The organism is Psychrobacter sp. Cmf 22.2 (genome assembly GCF_001921745.1).
Taxonomy (GTDB): Bacteria; Pseudomonadota; Gammaproteobacteria; order Pseudomonadales; family Moraxellaceae; genus Psychrobacter.
In genome coordinates this window covers 877,738-897,823 of the sequence record NZ_MRYA01000001.1, presented here as the reverse complement: position 1 = coordinate 897,823, position 20,086 = coordinate 877,738, and the positions used below count along the sequence as shown (strand labels likewise).

The following is a 20,086-nucleotide window of genomic DNA, read 5'->3' as shown; positions in this document are numbered from 1 at the left end:
ATAGCTAAAAAATCCTCATCATATCGAATCAACCGTTGGTAGCTATATGTATGGAAGCTATTTTACATATCTTCTAACATAAGATATTAAGTAATATATATAGAAATAATAAACAAATATACAAATTAGCTCTATATTCGATTCAGGAACAATAGTATGTATCAGGTTCAACGCTTTTTAGGTTCAATCAGCAACTATTCATTCAGTCACTATATATATCGAATACTGACGTTGATAACTTTTATAACTTCTTTGTTGGTGAGTAACTCATCTGTAGCTAACCTCAACCTTTTTGAGTCTTCCCCAACTTCCGAAATAGCTAGCTGTCCATCTGGACATAAAATGTATTATATAGGCGCAAGTCCACCAAAACATACTCCTATAGAAACTCAACCTCTAAGTTGGAGTGCAGGAAGTATCACGAAGGATTTTACATTCATTGAAGCTACAGGTAATAAAACCTTTAACATTAACTTTCCTCTAGCAGTAGATCTAAACAATGACTATGGTCAACCACCATTTTATGGATCCGTCAGTGGTGTTACTTCGTCTGCCCTTAACTTATCTCATAATTCTACCAGTGCAAAAACTAATCATATTTTAAATATAAGTATTAATCGTTCTGTAAGTAAGACAGGCTACAAAATACAAGATCTAGACTCTACAAAAGTGAACTACTATTTTTTCAGTTTTACACCTTATATTGAGCAAGTAGATGTATCTACCAATAATGGAAAATTGACATTTAATAGTATTTTTCAAACTATTAATACCAATAATAATATAGTAACGGCAAAAGAGGGCGAAAACTGCGGGGTCGGAGAATGTAACATTGATACCAGTTGGAATTATAATCTTGCTAATACTGCTTTGAGTTTAAAACATAATAATACAAAGCGAGAAATTAATGGTGTACATATCGTAGGCTACTCAGATTTCTACTTCTGTCTTGCCCCGCCAAAGCTAGTTGTCCAAAAAGCACTAAATGGCAATCGTATTAACGATACAGACAGCAAACGCGACCAATTTGAAATAAAAGTAACTGGTGGCTCTATCGCTAGCAATAACTTTACAACTGCGGGTACAGGCACAACGATCGCTAACGGTAGCAGCAACGTCATAGATTTAGCAGAAAGCACAACATATACGATTACTGAAAGAGTGATGAATGGGACTACGCTTGGCGATATCGCGAACTATAACGCCACTTATAATTGTACTAATGCTACGACAAACGGCACTACTATACCAACTACCGCAATGAAATATGATGCGACTACCAAAACCCGCTCATTCACTATTTCGGGTACTACTTATGGTGATGAGATCACTTGTACTATTACCAACGGTCCAGCGAGCTATACATTTTCAGGTACGGTCTTTAATGACAATGGCGGTATTACCGACGCTCAGGCAGACATTAGAAACGCTATTATAGATAGCGGTACATATAACAATTCGCTCTACTTTAATGGATTGTTTGATACTACAGAAACTGGGATAGCTGATAGTACCGTTAGTTTAGTTAACTGTACCAACACTACTACAGTCTATGCCACAAAAGCTGTAGAGCAGTCAGGTAGCAATATAGGAAAATATCAAATCACTGTGCCTAATACCACATTGGCTGGTATTGGCTCAGTATGTCTTATTGAAAGTAATAGTAACACCAGTCCAGCTTATCCTATTCGCACTACTACTGAAAAGCGAAGCATTACGCTAATTGCAAACAACTATAGCTATTCAAACAATGATTTCGGTAGAGTCATTACCAACAATGCTGCCCTAGTACTAGAAAAAGAGCAAGCGGCTAACGACTGTAAACTTACTAACTTTGTCAGCTTAACTTACAGTAAAAACCCGCTTTCTAGCTCCGCAACTGGTGTCGGTACAGACATTAGACCTGGTCAGTGCATTGCCTACAAAATCACTGCAACCAATCGAGCAAATATTGCTATTCGTAACTTTGTCATGCAAGACATACTACAGCGAAAAGACCCTAGCAACCCTGCAGATTCTACAGTGACGTCTGTACTAGCAGCTCCAGATCGAGCAGCTGGAGTCTTTAGCGATGGTCTAAGCAACGGACAAAATGGCACGATCAAGACTGTATCTGCAACTCTACCTAAAAGAGAGAAACGTATCTTTTATTTTAACACTCAGTACGGTTCAACGCAGTCTAAGTAGTTTGCAGCATCTATATTTAACTCGGCCAGATTTATCACTTTGGTTAACGAACTATAAATATAGGATTGATAATAAATACTTAAACAAAGCTGATTTTTAGCCGTTACCGCTTAACAAGTTCAAAACCCCACCCATCTGATTTCGGACGCATTGTAGGTAATTTCCGTTTATATTCTCCATTAGCTATATAACAATAGTTAATAAGTCTTATTAATATAAATATACATTTTACAACATAAGATGTACGTATATCTTTTGTCTTTAAAAACGTAACAAAGCTAATTAGCTTTCTTTAGAAAAGTTAAATCCATTCTATATTTAGACTCTTGCACCGCCCAATTAATCAATTGAGAGAGGAGTTAATTATGATCATGACAGCTAAACATTACCTAAAAATCATAATGACAACCACGATAGCATCTATAGCTTGCTTTCATAGCGCTCAAGCGACAGACGCTTTAAAGATGGAACTACAAGCCCATAAAATTATAAAAAATGCCGATGGTAAGGCTCGTTATGTCGTTGCATCGAACGCTCAGTCAGGTGAGACAGTACAGTACCGGGCAACCTATACCAATACTATTAATCAACCGATTAGTGATGTCGCTGTGACCCTGCCTATACCTACCAACATGACCTTTACAGGTGAAGCAAAGCCAAAAAGTGCTCAAGCGACTATTGATGGCAAAAACTATGCAGATATACCTCTGATGCGCAAAATAAATGACAAAGTCGTCAAGGTTCCATTGACCGAATATAAAGCGCTGCGCTGGAACATTAAGTGGCTCCCAGCAAACAAACTAGCAGACGTATCCCTTAATACTGTTATCAATTAACAATTTTAACCATTTTTTGCAGTACTTTTAGGAGGTTTATCATATGAGAACTAATATATACAAACATTCAGTATTAACAGCTGGCATCGTAGCTACCATGAGTATGACTGCTGCAAATGCGGCTGAGGTAGTATATGACGAGAAGGATGCTTTTTCGGTGGCGAACAAGGCAACAGCGACTTATACAGTCGCAGACAATTCCAATCAACAAATAGCAGAGTCGAATGAAGTCGTTGTCAATGTAACTGAAACGGGCGCATTTAGCTTAGTTGCTAAAAATGATGATACAAGTAGTGGTGGTGCTATTGGTGATGACCTAAACGAAAACATCGCAATCCACCCTGCCGCTGGTTCTTCTGTAAACTTCAACCATACGCTCAGTAACGATGGTAATATTTCTGATACCTATACTATTGCTTTAGCCAATCCATCAAACAGTTTACCTGCTAGCGCTACCATCAAATATCAAATAAAAGAAGGTAATGCCAATGTTGGTAACTCTGAGACTATTGCGATTGGTGGAACGATAACGCTTAAGCCAGGCCAAACTGCTGACATTACTATTACTGCAACCACGAGTTCTGATCGTGTTATCGGTAATGACACATCCTTTACCGTTACAGCGACTAGTAAATATCTTACAGATAAAGGTCAAACGACAGCAGATAAAAAAGCGACCAATACCAACAATGCTATTACGACTACCCCTGTTTATGCCATTACTAAGTCTGCGACCACCAACCTTAACAATAAAATATTCGATACTAACAACGCCAATGCTTATGTTGACTATACGATTACTGTAAAAAACGAAGGTAATATCGATGGTACAGCAGTCAAAATTACTGACGCCTTACCTGCAGGTTTGGTGGCTATAAAGACTGGAGAAGACAACTATACAGCACCTACCGTAGTCGCGTCTGGTACAAGTACAGCTAAAGATGCAAATATTTCAACCAATGGCAAAGAGATAACTGTTATTGGTCAAGATATCAAAATGAATGAGACCATTACCGTGACTTTCCGTGCAAAGAAAGATACGACTACGCCCGCAACTGGTACCAATATCACCAACTATGCACTCGTTGAAGATGATGTTGATGGCAATGGCTCTTTTGATCTTGTCGACAGCTCAGGTGATGCTGCAGATACGTCAGTCTCTGAAAAAACCTATGAAGATACCTCTACAGGCAACTACAAAGGTAAAGATAGCAACTCTAACGCTACTATTACTACCAGTAACCAGACTCGTAACCTCGCGATTAAAAGCAACACTCTAGATCAAGAAGTAGCACTCATTAGTCAAAATAATACTTATATCTATACTATTACCAATAAAGGTACAGATATAGTCGAAGCCGCTAGTGCCGATAAAGTCTATTTTACGGTAGCCCCAACTACTAATGATGCCAACATTACTATTAATGAAGCAGAAGTGTTCGTCGATGCTAATGATAATGGTAGCTATGATAGCGGCGAAACTCTTTTGACCAAAACGGCTAATGGGTATGATCTTAATGAAGCAGCCACGACTGGTCTAGCACCTGATGATTTTGTGAAGATCGGTGTAACAGTAAATACAAATGGTTCAGGCAGCAACCTTGTAGGTGGCACCAATAATATCGATGACTCTGAGACCATGACTGTCACTGTATTGCCACAAGGCCCAGTCGCCGGCACTCCTGCACCTGCTAACGCCAGTGTAAGCTCGACTACTACTATGAAAGGAGTCAATCTACTCAAGTATCAAGCTGTAGCCGCCTGTAAAGCAGGTTTGACTACACTTAGCTGGACAACTGACTCTATTAGCGGTGGTGAAGCCAAACCAGGCAACTGCGTTTATTATAAGATTACTGCCGAAAATACTTTTTCCGATGCGTCTAAAGTGATTAACGGTCTTACCGTAACAGATACGTTAGAGACACCTAAGATTATCTATGAGGGTGACTTTACTTCTGAGACATCAGGCGGCTCACCTGCTGCAAAAGCAACTTACAGCAACCCAGACTTAGTCGCTACATTTGATAGCTTAGCAGCAAGTGAAATAGGCACTATCTACTTCTCTGCACAGATCTCTCAGACAGGTACTAATTAATCTTAGCCCGGTTTTCTGTACGACATTTAAAGTTTATGAAGTCTTCCCTAATCTCTGGTTAAGGAAGACTTTTTTGATTTTTGTCTTCAAGCTTAACGCCTTACTGAATTTGACCAGTACACACCTTCATGCCCTTACACCTCATCACCCCTCATCTTTTTAAGGTAAAAGCTTCAGATTTATTTGAGCATTTTATTCTCACAGTAACGAGCTAGAGCAATATTTATTTAGTGGCATATATTTTGCATAGTCTATTTGAATTTGGCGACTTTTTGCCTTTGACAACTGTCAATCTACCGTCTACGACACAAATACTTTGTCCACTCAACATTGCAATGTCCAGAGTAAATTTAGCCTCGAGAGAATAAGATGCAAAAGAGCAGCCACACTATTTATAAAACATACATAAGTGCTCGAATAGCGCTTGGTTTGACGACATCTACTATGTTGTTTATAGGATTAAGCACATATAGTCAAAACGTACTTGCCAACCCATTTTTGCCAGCAGCCACACCAAGCTCGGCAGTAGGCAGTTGCCCCGCCACCCATAAAATGTATTACATTGGCGCAAATCCACCAGCATATAGCCCGATTAATTCGCAAACCCTTAACTGGTCAACAGGCAATCCCTCTAATACTTTTACCTTTGTAGAGCCATCTGGTAATAAGACTTTTTTGATTAATTTTCCGCTGCTTTTGGATTTAAATAGTAACTATGGTGGCACGCCTCCAATTTATGGATCTATCAATGGCGCTACCGCATCAGCGATCAATTTAATTCACAACTCTCCTGTACCCAGAAATAACCACAATTTAAGCATCAGTGTTAATCGGACCGTCAGTAAAATCGGCTATAAGATACAGGATCTGGATTCAACTATTAATGCCAGTGATCAGGCGCCATACATAGAGCAGGTTGACGTATCAGCCAATGGCGGACAATTGACATTCAATTCGATTTTTCACACTATAAATGCTAATAGAAATATAGTCACCGCAATCAAAGGCAGAAACTGCGGTGCTGGAGAGTGTAATGTCGATGCCAATTGGAATTATAACATCGCGAATACCCCTCTTGTCTTAAAGCACAACAACACCCTTAGCGAATATAACAGCCCACATGCTATTGGTTATTCGGACTTTTATTTCTGTCTTGCTCCTCCTAAGATAATCGTAAAAAAGCAACTCAATGATAATCGGGTTAATGACTCTAATGTTAATCGCGATCAGTTTGCAATCAATATCAGTAATAGCACAACATCGTTAAAAACGTTTGAAACGACTGGTACAGGACAAGTCGTGACTAACGATAATAGTGGCGTCGTAGAGCTTGCGACCAATACGACCTATACGATTACTGAGCGCGTGACGAACAATCAAAACAACGGCGATATCATTAATTATGATGCCGCTTACACTTGTAACAACGCGACAAATGGCAGTACGACCATAATGCCTACGACTGCGATGACTTATAATGCCAGTGCTAAAACCCGCTCATTTACTATTGCCAACGCCACTTATGGTGATGAGATCACCTGTACTATTATCAATAGCCAATCTGCTACTGCGCCATTTAATTATACCTTTGCAGGTATCGTCTTTAATGACAATGGTGGTATCACTGCTAACGCCAGTACCAAACAAGATATCTCGTCTACTTTTACAAGTAACAACAACTACTACAATGGTATATTTGATAGCAATGAATCAGGGGTTTTTGCTAGTGGTTTACAGATTAGACTCACTGATTGCAGTGGTAACAATATCGTATCGACTTCACCTAACCCTCAAACTGTTTCAAGTGCGGCTGCCAGCATAGGTAGATACAGTTTCAATGTCAGTCAAAATGCGCTTGTAGGTAGATCAAAGGTCTGTCTGGTCCAAACTGAACCAAACCCTTGGGAATATAGCGAAGATACGACTGTTAATACTCAAGAAGTTACGCTTGTCGCCAATGTCTATAATTATAAAACTGAGAAAAACAGCTCTGGTACTGTCACCCGTAACCTTGATTTTGGTGAAGTAAAAGCAGACAACACAGCCCTGGTACTTAGAAAGTTTCAATATGTGCATACTTGTGATAGCACGCTCAGCTATCCCAATGTTGCTACTACCAATCAGCCGACGACGGGCTTTAGCACCAATCCTGCAAATGATGTCAAGCCAGGTAACTGTATTGCTTATAAGTTAGAAGCCTATAATCGCGGTCATGTTGACTTGAGTGAAGTTAGCATTAGCGACTCTATACAACGCTCCCCTGTTGAGTCGGTCTTTAATCTACCCAAACCTTTAGGAAACCCTTCATCAATATTCAAAAGCACCAACACATCAGCGCCTATCGGCCAAAATGGGACTATCATATCTGATAGTTTTAATTTGTTAAAAACGTCTGCATCTTCAGCAGAGCCGACCAAAGCTACTTTATATTTCAACACTAAATATGGCACCAGAAACACAGCTCCCTAAATGAACTTATATCGACTCGTGTCTTAGAAGTCTAAAGTTTCAACTCTTTAAATATTCTCTTATATCCATTAAAGAACCGATAAACGTCGTCTATCGGTTCTTTAGTGATTGTTTGCGTGTTTTTTGTGAAAATGAAAATACAAAGAAAGTCGAGAATTATTCGAGCAAACATTTGTTTTTATTCGTGTTTTTAGAGTTGGCAAGGATATTGCACGTAAAGATTATCCAAATGAGGAATATGATATGAAATCATTTCAATTTTTACGTCATGCGCTTATTGCCACTACAGTGTCTGCATGCTTAATCAATATATCGTATGCAGCAGATTCTCTAAAAATGCAGCTACAGGCCAATAAAATCGTAAAAACCGCTGATGGTAAAGTCAGTTACATAGCAGCATCAAATGCTCAAAAAGGTGAAACGATACAGTATCGCGCTACTTACACCAACGTTATTGATCAGTCTATCAATGATGTCGCTGTGACTCTCCCCATCCCTACCAACATGGTATTTACTGGCGAGACAAAACCAAACAGTGCACAAGCGACTATCGATGGCAAAAACTATGCTGATATGCCGCTCATGCGTAAAGTAGACGGCAAAATCGTCAAAGTTCCACTATCTGAATACAAGGCCTTGCGCTGGAACATTAAACTCCTTCCTGCAAACAAATCGGCGGATGTATCACTTAACACAACTGTTAACTAAACCTTTTGACCTTAGCTATTCATTTACTTACACAGGAGCATCACTGGATGAAATCCAGCACCTTTAAATACTCAGTATTAACAGCCGGTATCGTAGCAGCCTTTGGCTTGAATAATATTACAAATGCCGCTGAATCAACAGCTGCATCGACTCCTACTATTAAAAACGTAGCAAGTGCGACGTATAAGATAGGTACTGTTGCGCAAACGGCTGTTCAGTCCAATCCAGTAACTGTCAACATCACGCAAAGTGCCGCCTTTAGCTTAACAGCTAAAAACGATGATGATAACGCTGCTGATGACTATAACCGTGGCTTGACTGTGACACCTAAAGGTCGAGTGACTTTTAGCCATACCTTAACCAACTCAGGTAACGTAGAGGACACCTATACGCTTAACTTGGCGCAAGGTGGCACTATTCCAGGTAGCACGCAAGACGCCAGCTCATACGATTTGGACACGACCAATGTCACCTACACTATCTATAATGCAGATGACTCTGTAAAGAGCACGACCACTGTTACAGGCACTGTGTTCCAAAATACCAATATTACTCTTAAACCTAATGAACATGCTGACATTTCAATCGCTGCAAAAACAGCTGGAAACGTCGGCGGTGACTCACAGAACCTAACGTTATCAGCAACCAGTGAATTCTTTACAAATGCTGATACCACCAAAGCAACACTAACGAACATTGACAATAGTATTACTAAAGTAGCTGTATTCAAAATCACTAGTAAGGTAAATAGTACCTTAAACTTGAATGATCCAAGCTCTAAGGTGACTTATACCGTCACGGTGCGTAATGATGATACTGCTCCTTATGCCGCTGCTGCCAACAACATCGTTGTCTTTGATGGTTTACCAGAAGGCTTACGTTTAGCAGATCAGCCAAATTTAAGTGTCAGCAATAATGCCACTATCGTACCGGGTAATGAAGGTAAAGGTACCAGTAATTCAAACGATAGTATCAGAGTTACTCTCCTAAATTTAGCACCAGGTGAAACAGCCACTATTACGTTCGATGTGCAAAAAGATCAGGCCGAAGTACTTGCCGACCCCAAAAACACTATCAACCATGCTTCTGTCAGCCTCAATCTTGGCGAAAACCAGACCATCTACGACACGACAGATAGCACTGACACTAAGCAAAACACTGCCAACTTCTATCCAGCTGCTGATGATAGTGAAGTCACAGATGGCACTGTTAGCACAACCACTGGTAGTGACTCAGCGGCCCCTTTAGTCGCAAACCAGCGTGCTGTTAGCATATCGTCACCTACTACCAAAGGTATTCCAACTACTACTGACGATACCACACAAGTCACACATTCAGCTGTCATCAGAAATACAGGTAGAGAGACCGAAGGTGACCAATTGGGTGAGATTAAATTTACCATCACTGAAGGTACCAACGACAACATCACTCAAATACCGAACACGGTAGAAGTGGTATACGACGCTGACGATAACCCAGCCACAGCTAATACTACCTATACTGTCACAAAAGACGGTAATGGCGATTATGATCTCAGTACAGCTGTGCCTAAAAATGGCGGAGCAGCATGGACTGGTATGGCACCGAATTCAAGTGTCACTATCAACTATAAAGTAGAGTCTACACAAGCCGTTATCGACTCAACCGAAAAAACAACAGTTACGTTAGTCGTTGGTGGGCAAGATGCCCCTTCTACAGGTGCGCGCTCTGTTGAAAATACGACTGTCGTCAAAGGTCTCAAACTGGTCAAACAACAAGCATTAAACGAAACTTGTGATGCTAATGCATCGCTGGTCTTTACGCAGGCTGATGTCGCCGCTAAGCCTGGCGACTGTATCGTCTATAAAATCACAGCGTTTAATAACTTTGCAAATTCAGATGCAGGTTTTAACTTCACTGATTTGGTCATAACGGATACTACTGCTCGCTTCAATGACAAAGCTCAGGTACTGACCTCTAGTACTACTCCTGCTTTTGCAGTCAAGCTTGCTGAAGTAGATAATGCAAATGACTCACCTCCAAACAATACTTATGGCGCAGCGGCAGGCTCTACTGCTATTAGTGGTACGGTGCCAAGTTTGGACCCACAAAAGTATGCAGCACTCATATTTTCAGTAAAAATCAATCCTGATGGTGCTGCTCCTGGCTCAATTTAGCATTGTGTAAATTACTTGTTTTTCTCTATCGTTATCTGTGGTCAAGATTGTAGATAACACAAAAGCTGTCTTTGCTTAGATCGTTATAGTTATAAAAGTAAGCAAAGACAGTCCCTTTTTTGGATTTGATTGGATAACCACGTAATATGACATTTCATTGTAAATCTCAGTCTACTCGTCTATCAGCTAAAGCAGTCAAGTTATCTGCATTAACTGCGGCTATACTGATTATGCAATCAAATTCTGCAGCAGCAGCGACGTCTGATGTACTTAGCATCATTGATAATATCGCTAAGGCAAGCTATAACGTTAACAACCAGACTGGCGTGACGTTGAGCTCTGAATCAAATAAAGTCCGTGTCAAGGCTTCTGCCCTATCTGAGTATGGTATCAATCTAAGCAATTCACCACGACAAACTGTAGCACCAGGCGATACTGCCAGTTGGGTAAATGTACTCGCAAGCAACAGTTACAATACTCAAACTGTCGATCTAACGCTGACAGTACCTATTACTTTATCTAATATAAAAGTCTATCAGGACTTAAATAATAACGGCATCGTTGATGGTGAGGATCAGCAACTTTTACTAAATAATTTAACAGCTCAAATCAAACTAGGACAAGGTGAAAGTATTCAGCTAATCGTCCAAGCACTAACAGATGCCAATGCAACAGACGGTGAAACTATTGATATCAAGCTTGGTGCAACTGTCGTCGAAGATCCGTCAATAAAAGCCGTAACAGAGACTGACAGCCTAGTCATCGTGAAGTCAGGTATCGGTTTTAAAAACAAATCCTTTGGCAGTGATCAACCCTCATTGCAAATTGGCAATGACGTTTATGTCGAAGCCAGCTATGCACAGTGTAACGTACAATCCGACAAACCAGATCAAATCTGGGTCACCATCACCTCACCGAAAACGGGTGACACCTACTCTCTTAAAGCTATCGAAACCGGTGACAACACGGGTAAGTACCGTTTGTCAGCACCAACACAAAATAATGCCAATGCACTCAATGACAATATCATCCAAACATTAAAGGGCGATACGCTACAAGCCAAAATGGTTGCCTGTATTGATAAAGAAGTTGGATTAGATGAGCAGCCTAATGGGGCCAATTTTAGGTATATTGATGAGCAAATCAGTAGTGAGATTGCTATCACCAATGAATCTCCTAATTTGCAAGTGACCAAAGAAGCTGATGTCAAATCTGCCGAACTTGGTGATTATGTCAACTATAGTATCACCGTCAAAAATGATGGTGCAGCGACTGCTTATGATGTCCAGCTAAAAGACGCGCTACCGCGTGGTTTTGACTATGTCAGTGGCAGCCTACGCATTGACAAAGCTCAAACCACAGAATTTAAAACCGATGGTAGATACCAAGTTTTGGGTCTCGGCGACATGGCGATTGGTGAGAGCAAAAATATTAATTATCGTGTGTTGATTGGCTCATCGGCTTTAGGTGGTGATGGTATCAACCGCGCGACTGCTCATGGCCGTGATGAAAATAACAATACATTGGCGTCGTTGGAGGCACAGTGGCCTATCGATGTCAGCCGCGGTGTTATGAATACTGATGGTATCATTATTGGTAAAATATACCATGACATCAACCGCGACGGTATTCAGCAAAAAGAAGATGGCGAGCTGGGTGTCGCTGGTGTCCGCATTTATATGGAAAATGGCAACTACATCGTCACAGATCCTGAAGGTAAATATAACTTCTATGGTGTCAGTGCCAAGACTCATGTACTAAAAGTCGATCGCACGACTCTACCTGTGGGTACCGAACTCATTACCCAAAGCAACCGTAACGCAGGCGATGCGAGCAGCCGTTTCGTCGACCTAAAATATGGCGAGATGCATCGTGCGGATTTTGCGCTAGTAGGCGGCATGGGCGATAGTACTGAACGCCTAAACCAAGAGCTTGTTACACGTAGCAAAAGCATCAGTGCCAAGAATGATGCACTAGAGCAAGCGATCAAGAGCGATCTGACTTTAGATCCTGACTACGACCTTGACAACGATGATAATGTCGATGCTAGTGGCTGTAAGTCCAACGACGAGCTAGACCGTGGTATTCAATGTGACTCAGCAATCGTTGCTGATATGGTCAACCCTACTGATAAGCGCACTACTTTAACAGTCAATACTATCGCACCACCCAAACAAAAAGAGCTTGAAGAATACTTAAAAAAGGTGGCTGATAACGAGGTTGCTTTTATTAATTTGAGCGCAGGACAACAGCTAAATTCGTACAAGCAGTTGGTTCAAGTTCAAGCACCGCTAGGTTCGAGCTTTACTTTGTATGCTAATGGCAAAGCTGTAACAGAAGAAAAGATCGGTAAAACAGCAGAACAAGCGAATCAAAGCGTTACCGCCTTTGATTATTATGCCGTTGATTTTAAGCGCGGTAGTAATACTTTACGCGGTGTCGCAACTGACGTCACAGGTAAAGTTATCTCAGAGCAAACTATCGAGGTTATTGCACCCGATAGCTTGCAGGCGATTAATTATCGTACTCAAGAGCGTTTGATCGAAGCTGACGGTGTGAGCGAATACCAAGTCGTCATTAGTCTAAAAGATCGTGACAACCGTCCTTATATTCCATCGACCCCTATTACCATCGATACCAATATTGGTCGTATCAACCTTAAAGACAGTAATAAAGATCAAGCCGGCACACAGTTTAGCGTCTCAGGAGGCGAGCTGTTGATTCCAGTGATTGCACCAAACGCCCCTGGTAAAGGTGAGCTGATTATTGATACTGGCAGCAGTAAGCAAGTGATTCCGCTACAGTTTACAGCCAAGCTACGTCCACTTATTGCAGTGGGTATTGTAGAAGGCGCTATATCATTAAAAGACTTCGATAGCGGCAGCATCACAGATGCTCAAGGCGCATTTGAGCAAGAGCTGCATGAGTTTGCCGGTAGTGATGACTATTCAGCGACTGGTCGTGCAGCGATGTTTTTGAAGGGTAAAGTACGCGGTGATTATCTGTTAACCCTAGCTTATGATAGCGACAAAAAAGGCGAACGCCTGTTTCGTGATATCGAGCCTGGTGAATATTATCCAGTCTACGGCGATTCATCAGCCAAAGGCTTTGATGCTCAGTCTACTAGCAAGCTATATATTCGCCTAGATAAAGGCCGCTCATTTGCTATGTACGGTGATTTAAAGACTCAGATCGACAATGATGAAGGCATCAAACTGGGTAAATATAGTCGTACCTTAACAGGTATCAAAGCCCAATTTGAGGATGAAGATACCCGTATCACTACTTTCGTCGCTGAAACCAGCTCATCACAACGTGTCAATGAAACTCGTGGTCTCGGTATTTCAGGCCCCTATCCACTTGCTGGCGACTTTGACGCGGTACTTGAAAACTCTGAAACCATCGAAGTCATCACCCGCGATGCCAACAATCCTGGTCTTATCGTAAGTCGTGAAACCTTAACTCGCTTTGCTGACTATGAGATCGACCCTATTAGCCGCAGCCTATACCTAAAAGCCCCTATTGCCAGTCAAGATATCGATGGCAATCCTATCTACTTGCGCGTTACAGTTGAAGTAGATGAAGGCGGCGAAGACTACTGGGTTGGTGGCGTAGCGGGTAAGCAGCAATTAACCAACAAAATCTCTGTTGGCGGTAGCTATATCAATAGTGACGATCCACTAAACGAAGAACAGCTTGCCAGCGTTAACAGTGTTATTAAATTCAACGACAAGTTAAAGCTGGTTACAGAGTATGCCAAGAGCAAAGCGAGTAATCCTAACTACGAGCCTAGTAATCAGATCAATACAACAGAGCTTGAAGAAGGTGATGATACTGATGGCGATGCCCTACGTATCGAGCTAAACTACGATGATAAAAACCGCACGCGCGCTAAAGCTTATTATAGTAAAGCTGATGAAGGCTTTGTAACTGGTGCCTCTCCCCTAACTGCTGGACGTACTGAAACTGGGATAGAAGCTAGTCATAAGTTTAAAAATAAAACAACTGCGCTAAAGTTTGAAGGCATACGTACTAAAGACCATACCACCAGTGCCAGTCGCGAAGGCATACAGGCAAGTGTTGAGCAGCGCTTAAGCCAAAACATCGTTGGTGAGATTGGACTACGTTATTATAAACAAGAAGCGACTGCTGCCTCGCGTAATACGCAGGCTGCAACTGACGTCGTAGACATTACTGATGATACAGTCTTTAATGATGACATTATTAATCAGTCAGCACTCAACGGTGTCAATACTTTAGAAAAAGACATAGAAGGCATGACTGCTCGCGCTCGCGTTACTGCGCGCCTGCCTAAGCTTAATAAAGCCTTGGTATTTGCTGAATATGAGCAAGATGTTGAGCATAGTGCACGCAACGCAACGTCTATTGGCGGTGAAACTCCATTGGGTAATTTGGGTCGACTATATGCACGTCATGACCTAATCAATAGCTTGTCAGGTAGTTATGGTCTTGATGATACTGATGAACGTCAGCGTACTGTCGTTGGTTTTGACGCCACTTATATGAAAGATGGTAAAGTCTATAGTGAATACCGTGCCCGCAATGCCATTAGCGCACGTGAAGCTGAAGCTGCTATTGGTCTAAAAAATAAATGGTATGTCCAAGAAGGACTAACCCTAAACACTTTACTAGAGCGTGTCGAATCAATTGAAGGGGAAGCAGACAGTAATGCAACTGCTGTTGGTTTTGGTGTTGAATACTTGGCTCAAGAAGATTACAAAGCATCAGGCCGTCTAGAAAAGCGCTGGGGCGAAACTAGTGACACATTGCTTGGTAGCGCAGGTGTTGCCTATCGCTATAATGATGAAATCACTTTACTAGCGAAAGACATTTATTCACGTGTCGATTATAATGATGGTCATCGTACTATTAACCGCTTCCAGCTTGGTGCAGCATATCGTGACTATGATAGCAACCAGTTAGATATGCTCGCAAAGCTTGAGTATCGTTTAGACGATAACAATACAGGCGCGGACCCCTATCAAAAAGACTCACTAATATGGTCCTGGAGTGGTAACTACCACCCAACACGTCCATTAACGCTATCTGGACATTATGCTGGTAAGTATAACCAATACGAAGCTGATAACCTTGAGAGTGACAACACCGCACATGCAGCTTATGTACGTAGTCTATATGATATCAGTGAGCGCTGGGACATTGGCTTGCAAGCAGGTACCTATTGGAACGATCAAGCCAATGATCTGGCTTACATGCTAGGGGCTGAAGTTGGTTATAGTCCAATGACTAACTTATGGTTATCGCTTGGTTATAATTTCATGGGCTTTGAAGATGAAGATATCGCTTATGATGACAGTACTCAAGAAGGCGCATATTTTAGACTACGCTTTAAGTTCGACGAAGACTTATTTAAACGTAATGACCCTCGCAAAAACAAACGCATAAGTGCTGAACCTGAGACCTAAAGCGCCTATTTCTAAGGGTGTATTTGTTTAATAAAACCGTCTCATATATAACGATATCTTGTACCATTTATACGCTAGCTCATAGATGAATGACCATACAACAAGGCTTGCATTATGCTAAATACTTCAAAAATTTTGACGATAGTATCTGTCTATAAGCTTTGCGCACGTATTGCACTGCCTGCAGTAATGTTAGCAGCATCCTTGCCTTTAGCACAGGCTGCAGATCATAACCGTAATAACAAAAACCTAGCTCATGATACTACTAGTACGGTCAGTTATTGCTATGATGATAAAGTTGCACGAAATGCTCACGCAAAGTCTCAGCAGTCCGAACAACAAACTATCGACTGTATGCTAACCAAGCTTGCTTCATACCAACAAAACTTTCTAACCACACGTCAGCAATATTTTGCTTATAAAGCCCAAGCTTGGCTCAACTACGCCTCTTATGAGAACAGTATTAAAAGCCACTCATCTGCTGGCAATCACGCATTAAAAGCTGCCGCTACTATTTTACAAAAGCTACAAAGCGATGCTGATAAAGATTTGAGTTTAACAACTGATATTCCATCGACGTCTGCATTGATGAGAACTGACCTATGGGCAACAATAAGTGCTCTAAAAGGTAGCACTTTAAACAACAGTAATAGTGATATCATTGCCCCACGTGAGTTGGCATTTAGTGAGGTTGCTCTCATTTGGGCAGCAGCTGATCAGTGTGCTCATGATAGACGTCAGTCCGGTACGCATTTTCGAATGGCTGAACGTTGGTTAGAGCAGGCACGTGAAGCCTATGTTAATGCTCATGATTCAAAGACCAACGTAGCACTCGAAAACTCGATCGTTGATTACTATAAGCGATATGTACCATTAGATCCGCAAGATGATATTTGTCGTGGTCAATCCCTACCTCTGACATCCAATACTACAAACAGTAATGACGTCAAAAAGTCATCTTTGGCTCAATCTATAACACTTAATATGACTATGCCAACTGCCAAATATAATATTGGTCATGAGACCATAAAATATCTCATTAACTAAATCATAGCTTTATAAAACAAAAAAGCCGACATGACGTCAGCTTATTGATAGTGATTACTTCATCATCTATTCATAGTAAACAGTAACATCTATGACTATCTGAAGCTCAAATTAGCACAACCGAGTCTTAACGGTTTTTGCGCGGTAGCTTCTCTGGCAAGTAGCAACGCAGATAAGCAATAGATGCGGTGGTCGCTTCTTGCAGATAGTTATCTGTAATACGCTCATGACGACGATACGATAAAGTAAATATACCATTGATGATACTATAAGTTACTAACAATGTGTCTTGTATGTCTTCAAATTTTGGCATCTCATAGCGCTCTGATAAACGCTTATAGACGAGCTCGACAATTTGATGATCTATATCTTCACCAAAACCATCACCTTCAAAATCTGGCGTATTGGTATCATAAATCAGTTTGGCTTTGGTCTGATCTTCATGAAAGATGCTTACGCAGCGCTGGATCAGAGCCGTCAAGTAACCCTGCCATCTATCGTAATCCACCGTCTCAACGGTCGTTAATATTTCTAAAATCTCAATTGCATTTAAAAAACGCAAAGCTAAAAATATTGCTTCAATGTTTGGAAAAAAATGATAAGCAGAAGCTCGCGGAATACCAGCTTCTTCACACACATCAGCTAAGCTAATATCGTTAATAGAGCGAGTTTCACTCAGTTTTTTTGCACCCATCAACAGTTTTTGACGGCGTACTCGTCCTTGCTGACTTGTGAACTTGAACTTGTTTGGTACCAACTTCTTAGCCAATTCCGAATCGACCAAAATGTCTTCTATTTTGTCGTCTTTATGATCACTCATTATGAACCTCTTGTTATTACGCCCTATTATGTATAAATATGATCTTCATCGAATGACATTAACATTAAACCAGCATACTAATGTCAATTTAGTAGTAAGTATTATTGCTACTAAACTCAATGAGGGAGCATCATAAACACTTGCACATTATCAAACAAGGGGCGTGAATGGATTATATGATAATGTACCCATTGATAATTTGACTCGTTATATTGTACGGTTAATCGTAAAGTCTTATTTTTGCTCGGACAATGCCATGATCGATAACTCTGTCAGCATAATCCCACTTCAAATGATCATTAAAATAATCCACGCGTTCCACATGACCTAACGAAAATTTACTATCAGGCAAAAATTCTTCTGAAACGAATAATTGATCAATAACCTCTGGCATGCCCTGATGAATATGTGTATAAGCAACGTCTTTCATCCAGCCATAACGAGCTTGAATACGAGCTGCATCGAATAAGGCTATATCACGCATACTTTTATCATAGTTCACCTCTCCTGTCTCAGCCATCAATTGTGTAGTTACACTTCCAGTGACATCATTCATATCTCCTAATAATATCAATGGCTCGCGAGTATGTTGTAGCCGCTGAATAATAGACATCCGTATCGATGCAGCTTCTGCCGCCCGCATACATAAACTGCGTAACTTAGCGCGCACACGGATATTAGGATCATCCATATCTTCTAACAAATTACCAGACTCGTCTCTTAAAAAGTAAGCACGTTTACTTTTAAGATGAGCTGTGATTATCGTTATAGGTTGACCATGCACATCAGCCCGTAATAACAATGGTGGACGATTGAATTGATGATAAGGTCCAACATCAGGGACATCGATGACAGCTTCAGGAACTATGTCTTTTAATAACGTGCTTTCTAATTGAGCAAAACGGCTAATAAAACCAACAGCTGGCGTCTTTTGTGCGCCTTGACCTTGAGTATATTTGCTAGCACTATCATTGCTAGCAAGCGGAATAATTGCATGCTCGGCTTCAAAACCTAATGAGACTGCCAACGCTTCTAGTGCCTTACTATCCCATACTTCTTGTACTGCAATAATATCTGCATGAGCTTTAGTAAGTAATCCAGTTATACCTTGTAACTTATCTAGGTAGCTCTTTTGATCATAAGCGGGTGCATTATCATAATAAATTCGATTTGGATTGGCAAAATTGAGTAAGTTGGCAGTAGCTATATAGAATTGTTTTCGCTCATCGTTGCTTGTATGACGATCCATAAATTACCTATTATTATTTTTATATGGTTTTAAAATGATTATTTGAAATATTATATTTTATTTTAATATATTATTCTTCAAATTTACCGATTTTGAATACAAACAAAAAAGCCTCCAAAGTTGCCTTTGGAAGCTTCAACATAGCATAAATTACATTAGTTGGGTATATCCGTTATACTGCATATACATTTGTTACCTTGTAATTCACAAACCAGCAAGTTTCTATACATGATAGTCAACACACTTTACTAATTAGTAATAGTACTGTATCTAATGATGCGACTTACAAACGAAGTAAGCCGCATCTACATAAAAACTGCTAAACACAATATATTTTATAGACCACAAAAATTAGCTAACTCGGTTCCATGCATCGCGTGATGCATGACGAGCATCATCCCATGCTAGGCGAGAATCACCTTTCACTTCTTCCCATGAACGTTTTAGATCATTTTCGTGATCTTCAAAACGTGCATCAGCAGGATAGCGCGCTCTATTGGCATAACCTACGGCATAGGCTGGATGTAAATCACGGTCAAAATCATGACCTTGCTGATAATAGCTGGTGTTGGCATGTTCTGCGCGCCAGTAAGCCTCTTCACGTGTTGGATCAATAGCTTCAGCAGCTGCATGTCCTGCTCCGCCACCAACAACAGCACCAATCGCACCACCAATTAGAGTACCGAGCGGTCCTGCCATCGTACCAATTGCTGCTCCTGCTGCTGCACCGCCAATACCGCCAACACCTGTACCAACTGGATGAGAACCTGGCTCGCCAGTAATAGGATCGGCATTAAGATCCTCTTTTGATTCTTTAGACATATGCTTTACTTCATCACGATCAATATTATCATGATCTTCGATGACTCTATCACCTGCGACACGGTCAGAGTTATCTACGACCCGCTCAGAACTTGCCATTCTACGAGCATTGTCATCTATGATACGTTCTTTATCGCCACCAACGAGATTGTCGTTAGTTATGACGCGATCGTTGGGGTCTATTACTCGATCATTGATAAGATCATTGTCACGATTATTCATAATTTTATCCTTAAATTGATTATTATTT

At 40.8% G+C, this 20,086-nt stretch carries 11 protein-coding genes; 8 read left to right on the top strand and 3 right to left on the bottom strand.

Annotated features, from left to right (window positions below; all coding sequences use genetic code 11):
• Nucleotides 1–342 precede the first annotated feature (342 nt).
• From BTV98_RS03695 to BTV98_RS03660, 8 genes are all read left to right on the top strand, one after another.
• Nucleotides 343–2,187, top strand: coding sequence for a hypothetical protein (locus BTV98_RS03695; protein WP_058368586.1), 1,845 nt, complete (start codon nucleotides 343–345; stop codon nucleotides 2,185–2,187).
• Between the two features lie 371 nt (nucleotides 2,188–2,558).
• Nucleotides 2,559–3,023: a hypothetical protein gene (locus tag BTV98_RS03690; protein WP_058368589.1), complete on the top strand. Its 465-nt coding sequence runs from the start codon at nucleotides 2,559–2,561 to the stop codon at nucleotides 3,021–3,023.
• Nucleotides 3,024–3,066: 43 nt separating this feature from the next.
• The gene (locus tag BTV98_RS03685; RefSeq protein ID WP_075102909.1) at nucleotides 3,067–5,118 is read left to right on the top strand and encodes a DUF11 domain-containing protein; all 2,052 of its coding nucleotides are present in this window, start codon (nucleotides 3,067–3,069) and stop codon (nucleotides 5,116–5,118) included.
• 429 nt (nucleotides 5,119–5,547) lie between these two features.
• Entirely contained in the window at nucleotides 5,548–7,587 is a 2,040-nt protein-coding gene (locus BTV98_RS03680) for a hypothetical protein (RefSeq protein ID WP_143505606.1), read from the top strand.
• A gap of 243 nt (nucleotides 7,588–7,830) precedes the next feature.
• Nucleotides 7,831–8,295 (top strand): hypothetical protein, encoded by a 465-nt coding sequence (locus BTV98_RS03675; RefSeq protein WP_075102907.1) that lies wholly within the window; start codon nucleotides 7,831–7,833, stop codon nucleotides 8,293–8,295.
• 47 nt (nucleotides 8,296–8,342) lie between these two features.
• Complete coding sequence (locus BTV98_RS03670) at nucleotides 8,343–10,451, top strand: DUF11 domain-containing protein (RefSeq protein WP_075102906.1); 2,109 nt, start codon at nucleotides 8,343–8,345, stop codon at nucleotides 10,449–10,451.
• 230 nt (nucleotides 10,452–10,681) lie between these two features.
• On the top strand, nucleotides 10,682–15,898 hold the full coding sequence (locus tag BTV98_RS03665; RefSeq protein ID WP_256713824.1) for a hypothetical protein: 5,217 nt from the start codon (nucleotides 10,682–10,684) through the stop codon (nucleotides 15,896–15,898).
• 114 nt (nucleotides 15,899–16,012) lie between these two features.
• Nucleotides 16,013–16,945, top strand: coding sequence for a hypothetical protein (locus BTV98_RS03660; protein ID WP_075102904.1), 933 nt, complete (start codon nucleotides 16,013–16,015; stop codon nucleotides 16,943–16,945).
• A gap of 127 nt (nucleotides 16,946–17,072) precedes the next feature.
• Here the strand turns inward: BTV98_RS03660 and BTV98_RS03655 are convergent, their stop codons facing one another.
• The 3 genes from BTV98_RS03655 to BTV98_RS03645 form a co-directional block, all read right to left on the bottom strand.
• A complete protein-coding gene (locus tag BTV98_RS03655) occupies nucleotides 17,073–17,765 on the bottom strand; it encodes a TetR/AcrR family transcriptional regulator (RefSeq protein ID WP_058368580.1) in 693 nt (230 codons plus the stop codon).
• A gap of 220 nt (nucleotides 17,766–17,985) precedes the next feature.
• Entirely contained in the window at nucleotides 17,986–19,014 is a 1,029-nt protein-coding gene (locus BTV98_RS03650) for an endonuclease/exonuclease/phosphatase family protein (RefSeq protein WP_058368579.1), read from the bottom strand.
• A gap of 351 nt (nucleotides 19,015–19,365) precedes the next feature.
• A complete protein-coding gene (locus BTV98_RS03645) occupies nucleotides 19,366–19,836 on the bottom strand; it encodes a hypothetical protein (RefSeq protein WP_058368578.1) in 471 nt (156 codons plus the stop codon).
• Between the last annotated feature and the right edge of the window lie 250 nt (nucleotides 19,837–20,086).

Bases quoted from the DNA above. Each gene is read 5' to 3' on its own strand.
- BTV98_RS03695 (WP_058368586.1), top strand. From the start codon at position 343: ATGTATTATATAGGCGCAAGTCCACCAAAACATACTCCTATAGAAACT.
- BTV98_RS03690 (WP_058368589.1), top strand. From the start codon at position 2,559: ATGACAGCTAAACATTACCTAAAAATCATAATGACAACCACGATAGCA.
- BTV98_RS03685 (WP_075102909.1), top strand. From the start codon at position 3,067: ATGAGAACTAATATATACAAACATTCAGTATTAACAGCTGGCATCGTA.
- BTV98_RS03675 (WP_075102907.1), top strand. From the start codon at position 7,831: ATGAAATCATTTCAATTTTTACGTCATGCGCTTATTGCCACTACAGTG.
- BTV98_RS03670 (WP_075102906.1), top strand. From the start codon at position 8,343: ATGAAATCCAGCACCTTTAAATACTCAGTATTAACAGCCGGTATCGTA.
- BTV98_RS03665 (WP_256713824.1), top strand. From the start codon at position 10,682: ATGCAATCAAATTCTGCAGCAGCAGCGACGTCTGATGTACTTAGCATC.
- BTV98_RS03660 (WP_075102904.1), top strand. From the start codon at position 16,013: ATGCTAAATACTTCAAAAATTTTGACGATAGTATCTGTCTATAAGCTT.
- BTV98_RS03655 (WP_058368580.1), bottom strand. From the start codon at position 17,765: ATGAGTGATCATAAAGACGACAAAATAGAAGACATTTTGGTCGATTCG.
- BTV98_RS03650 (WP_058368579.1), bottom strand. From the start codon at position 19,014: ATGGATCGTCATACAAGCAACGATGAGCGAAAACAATTCTATATAGCT.
- BTV98_RS03645 (WP_058368578.1), bottom strand. From the start codon at position 19,836: ATGTCTAAAGAATCAAAAGAGGATCTTAATGCCGATCCTATTACTGGC.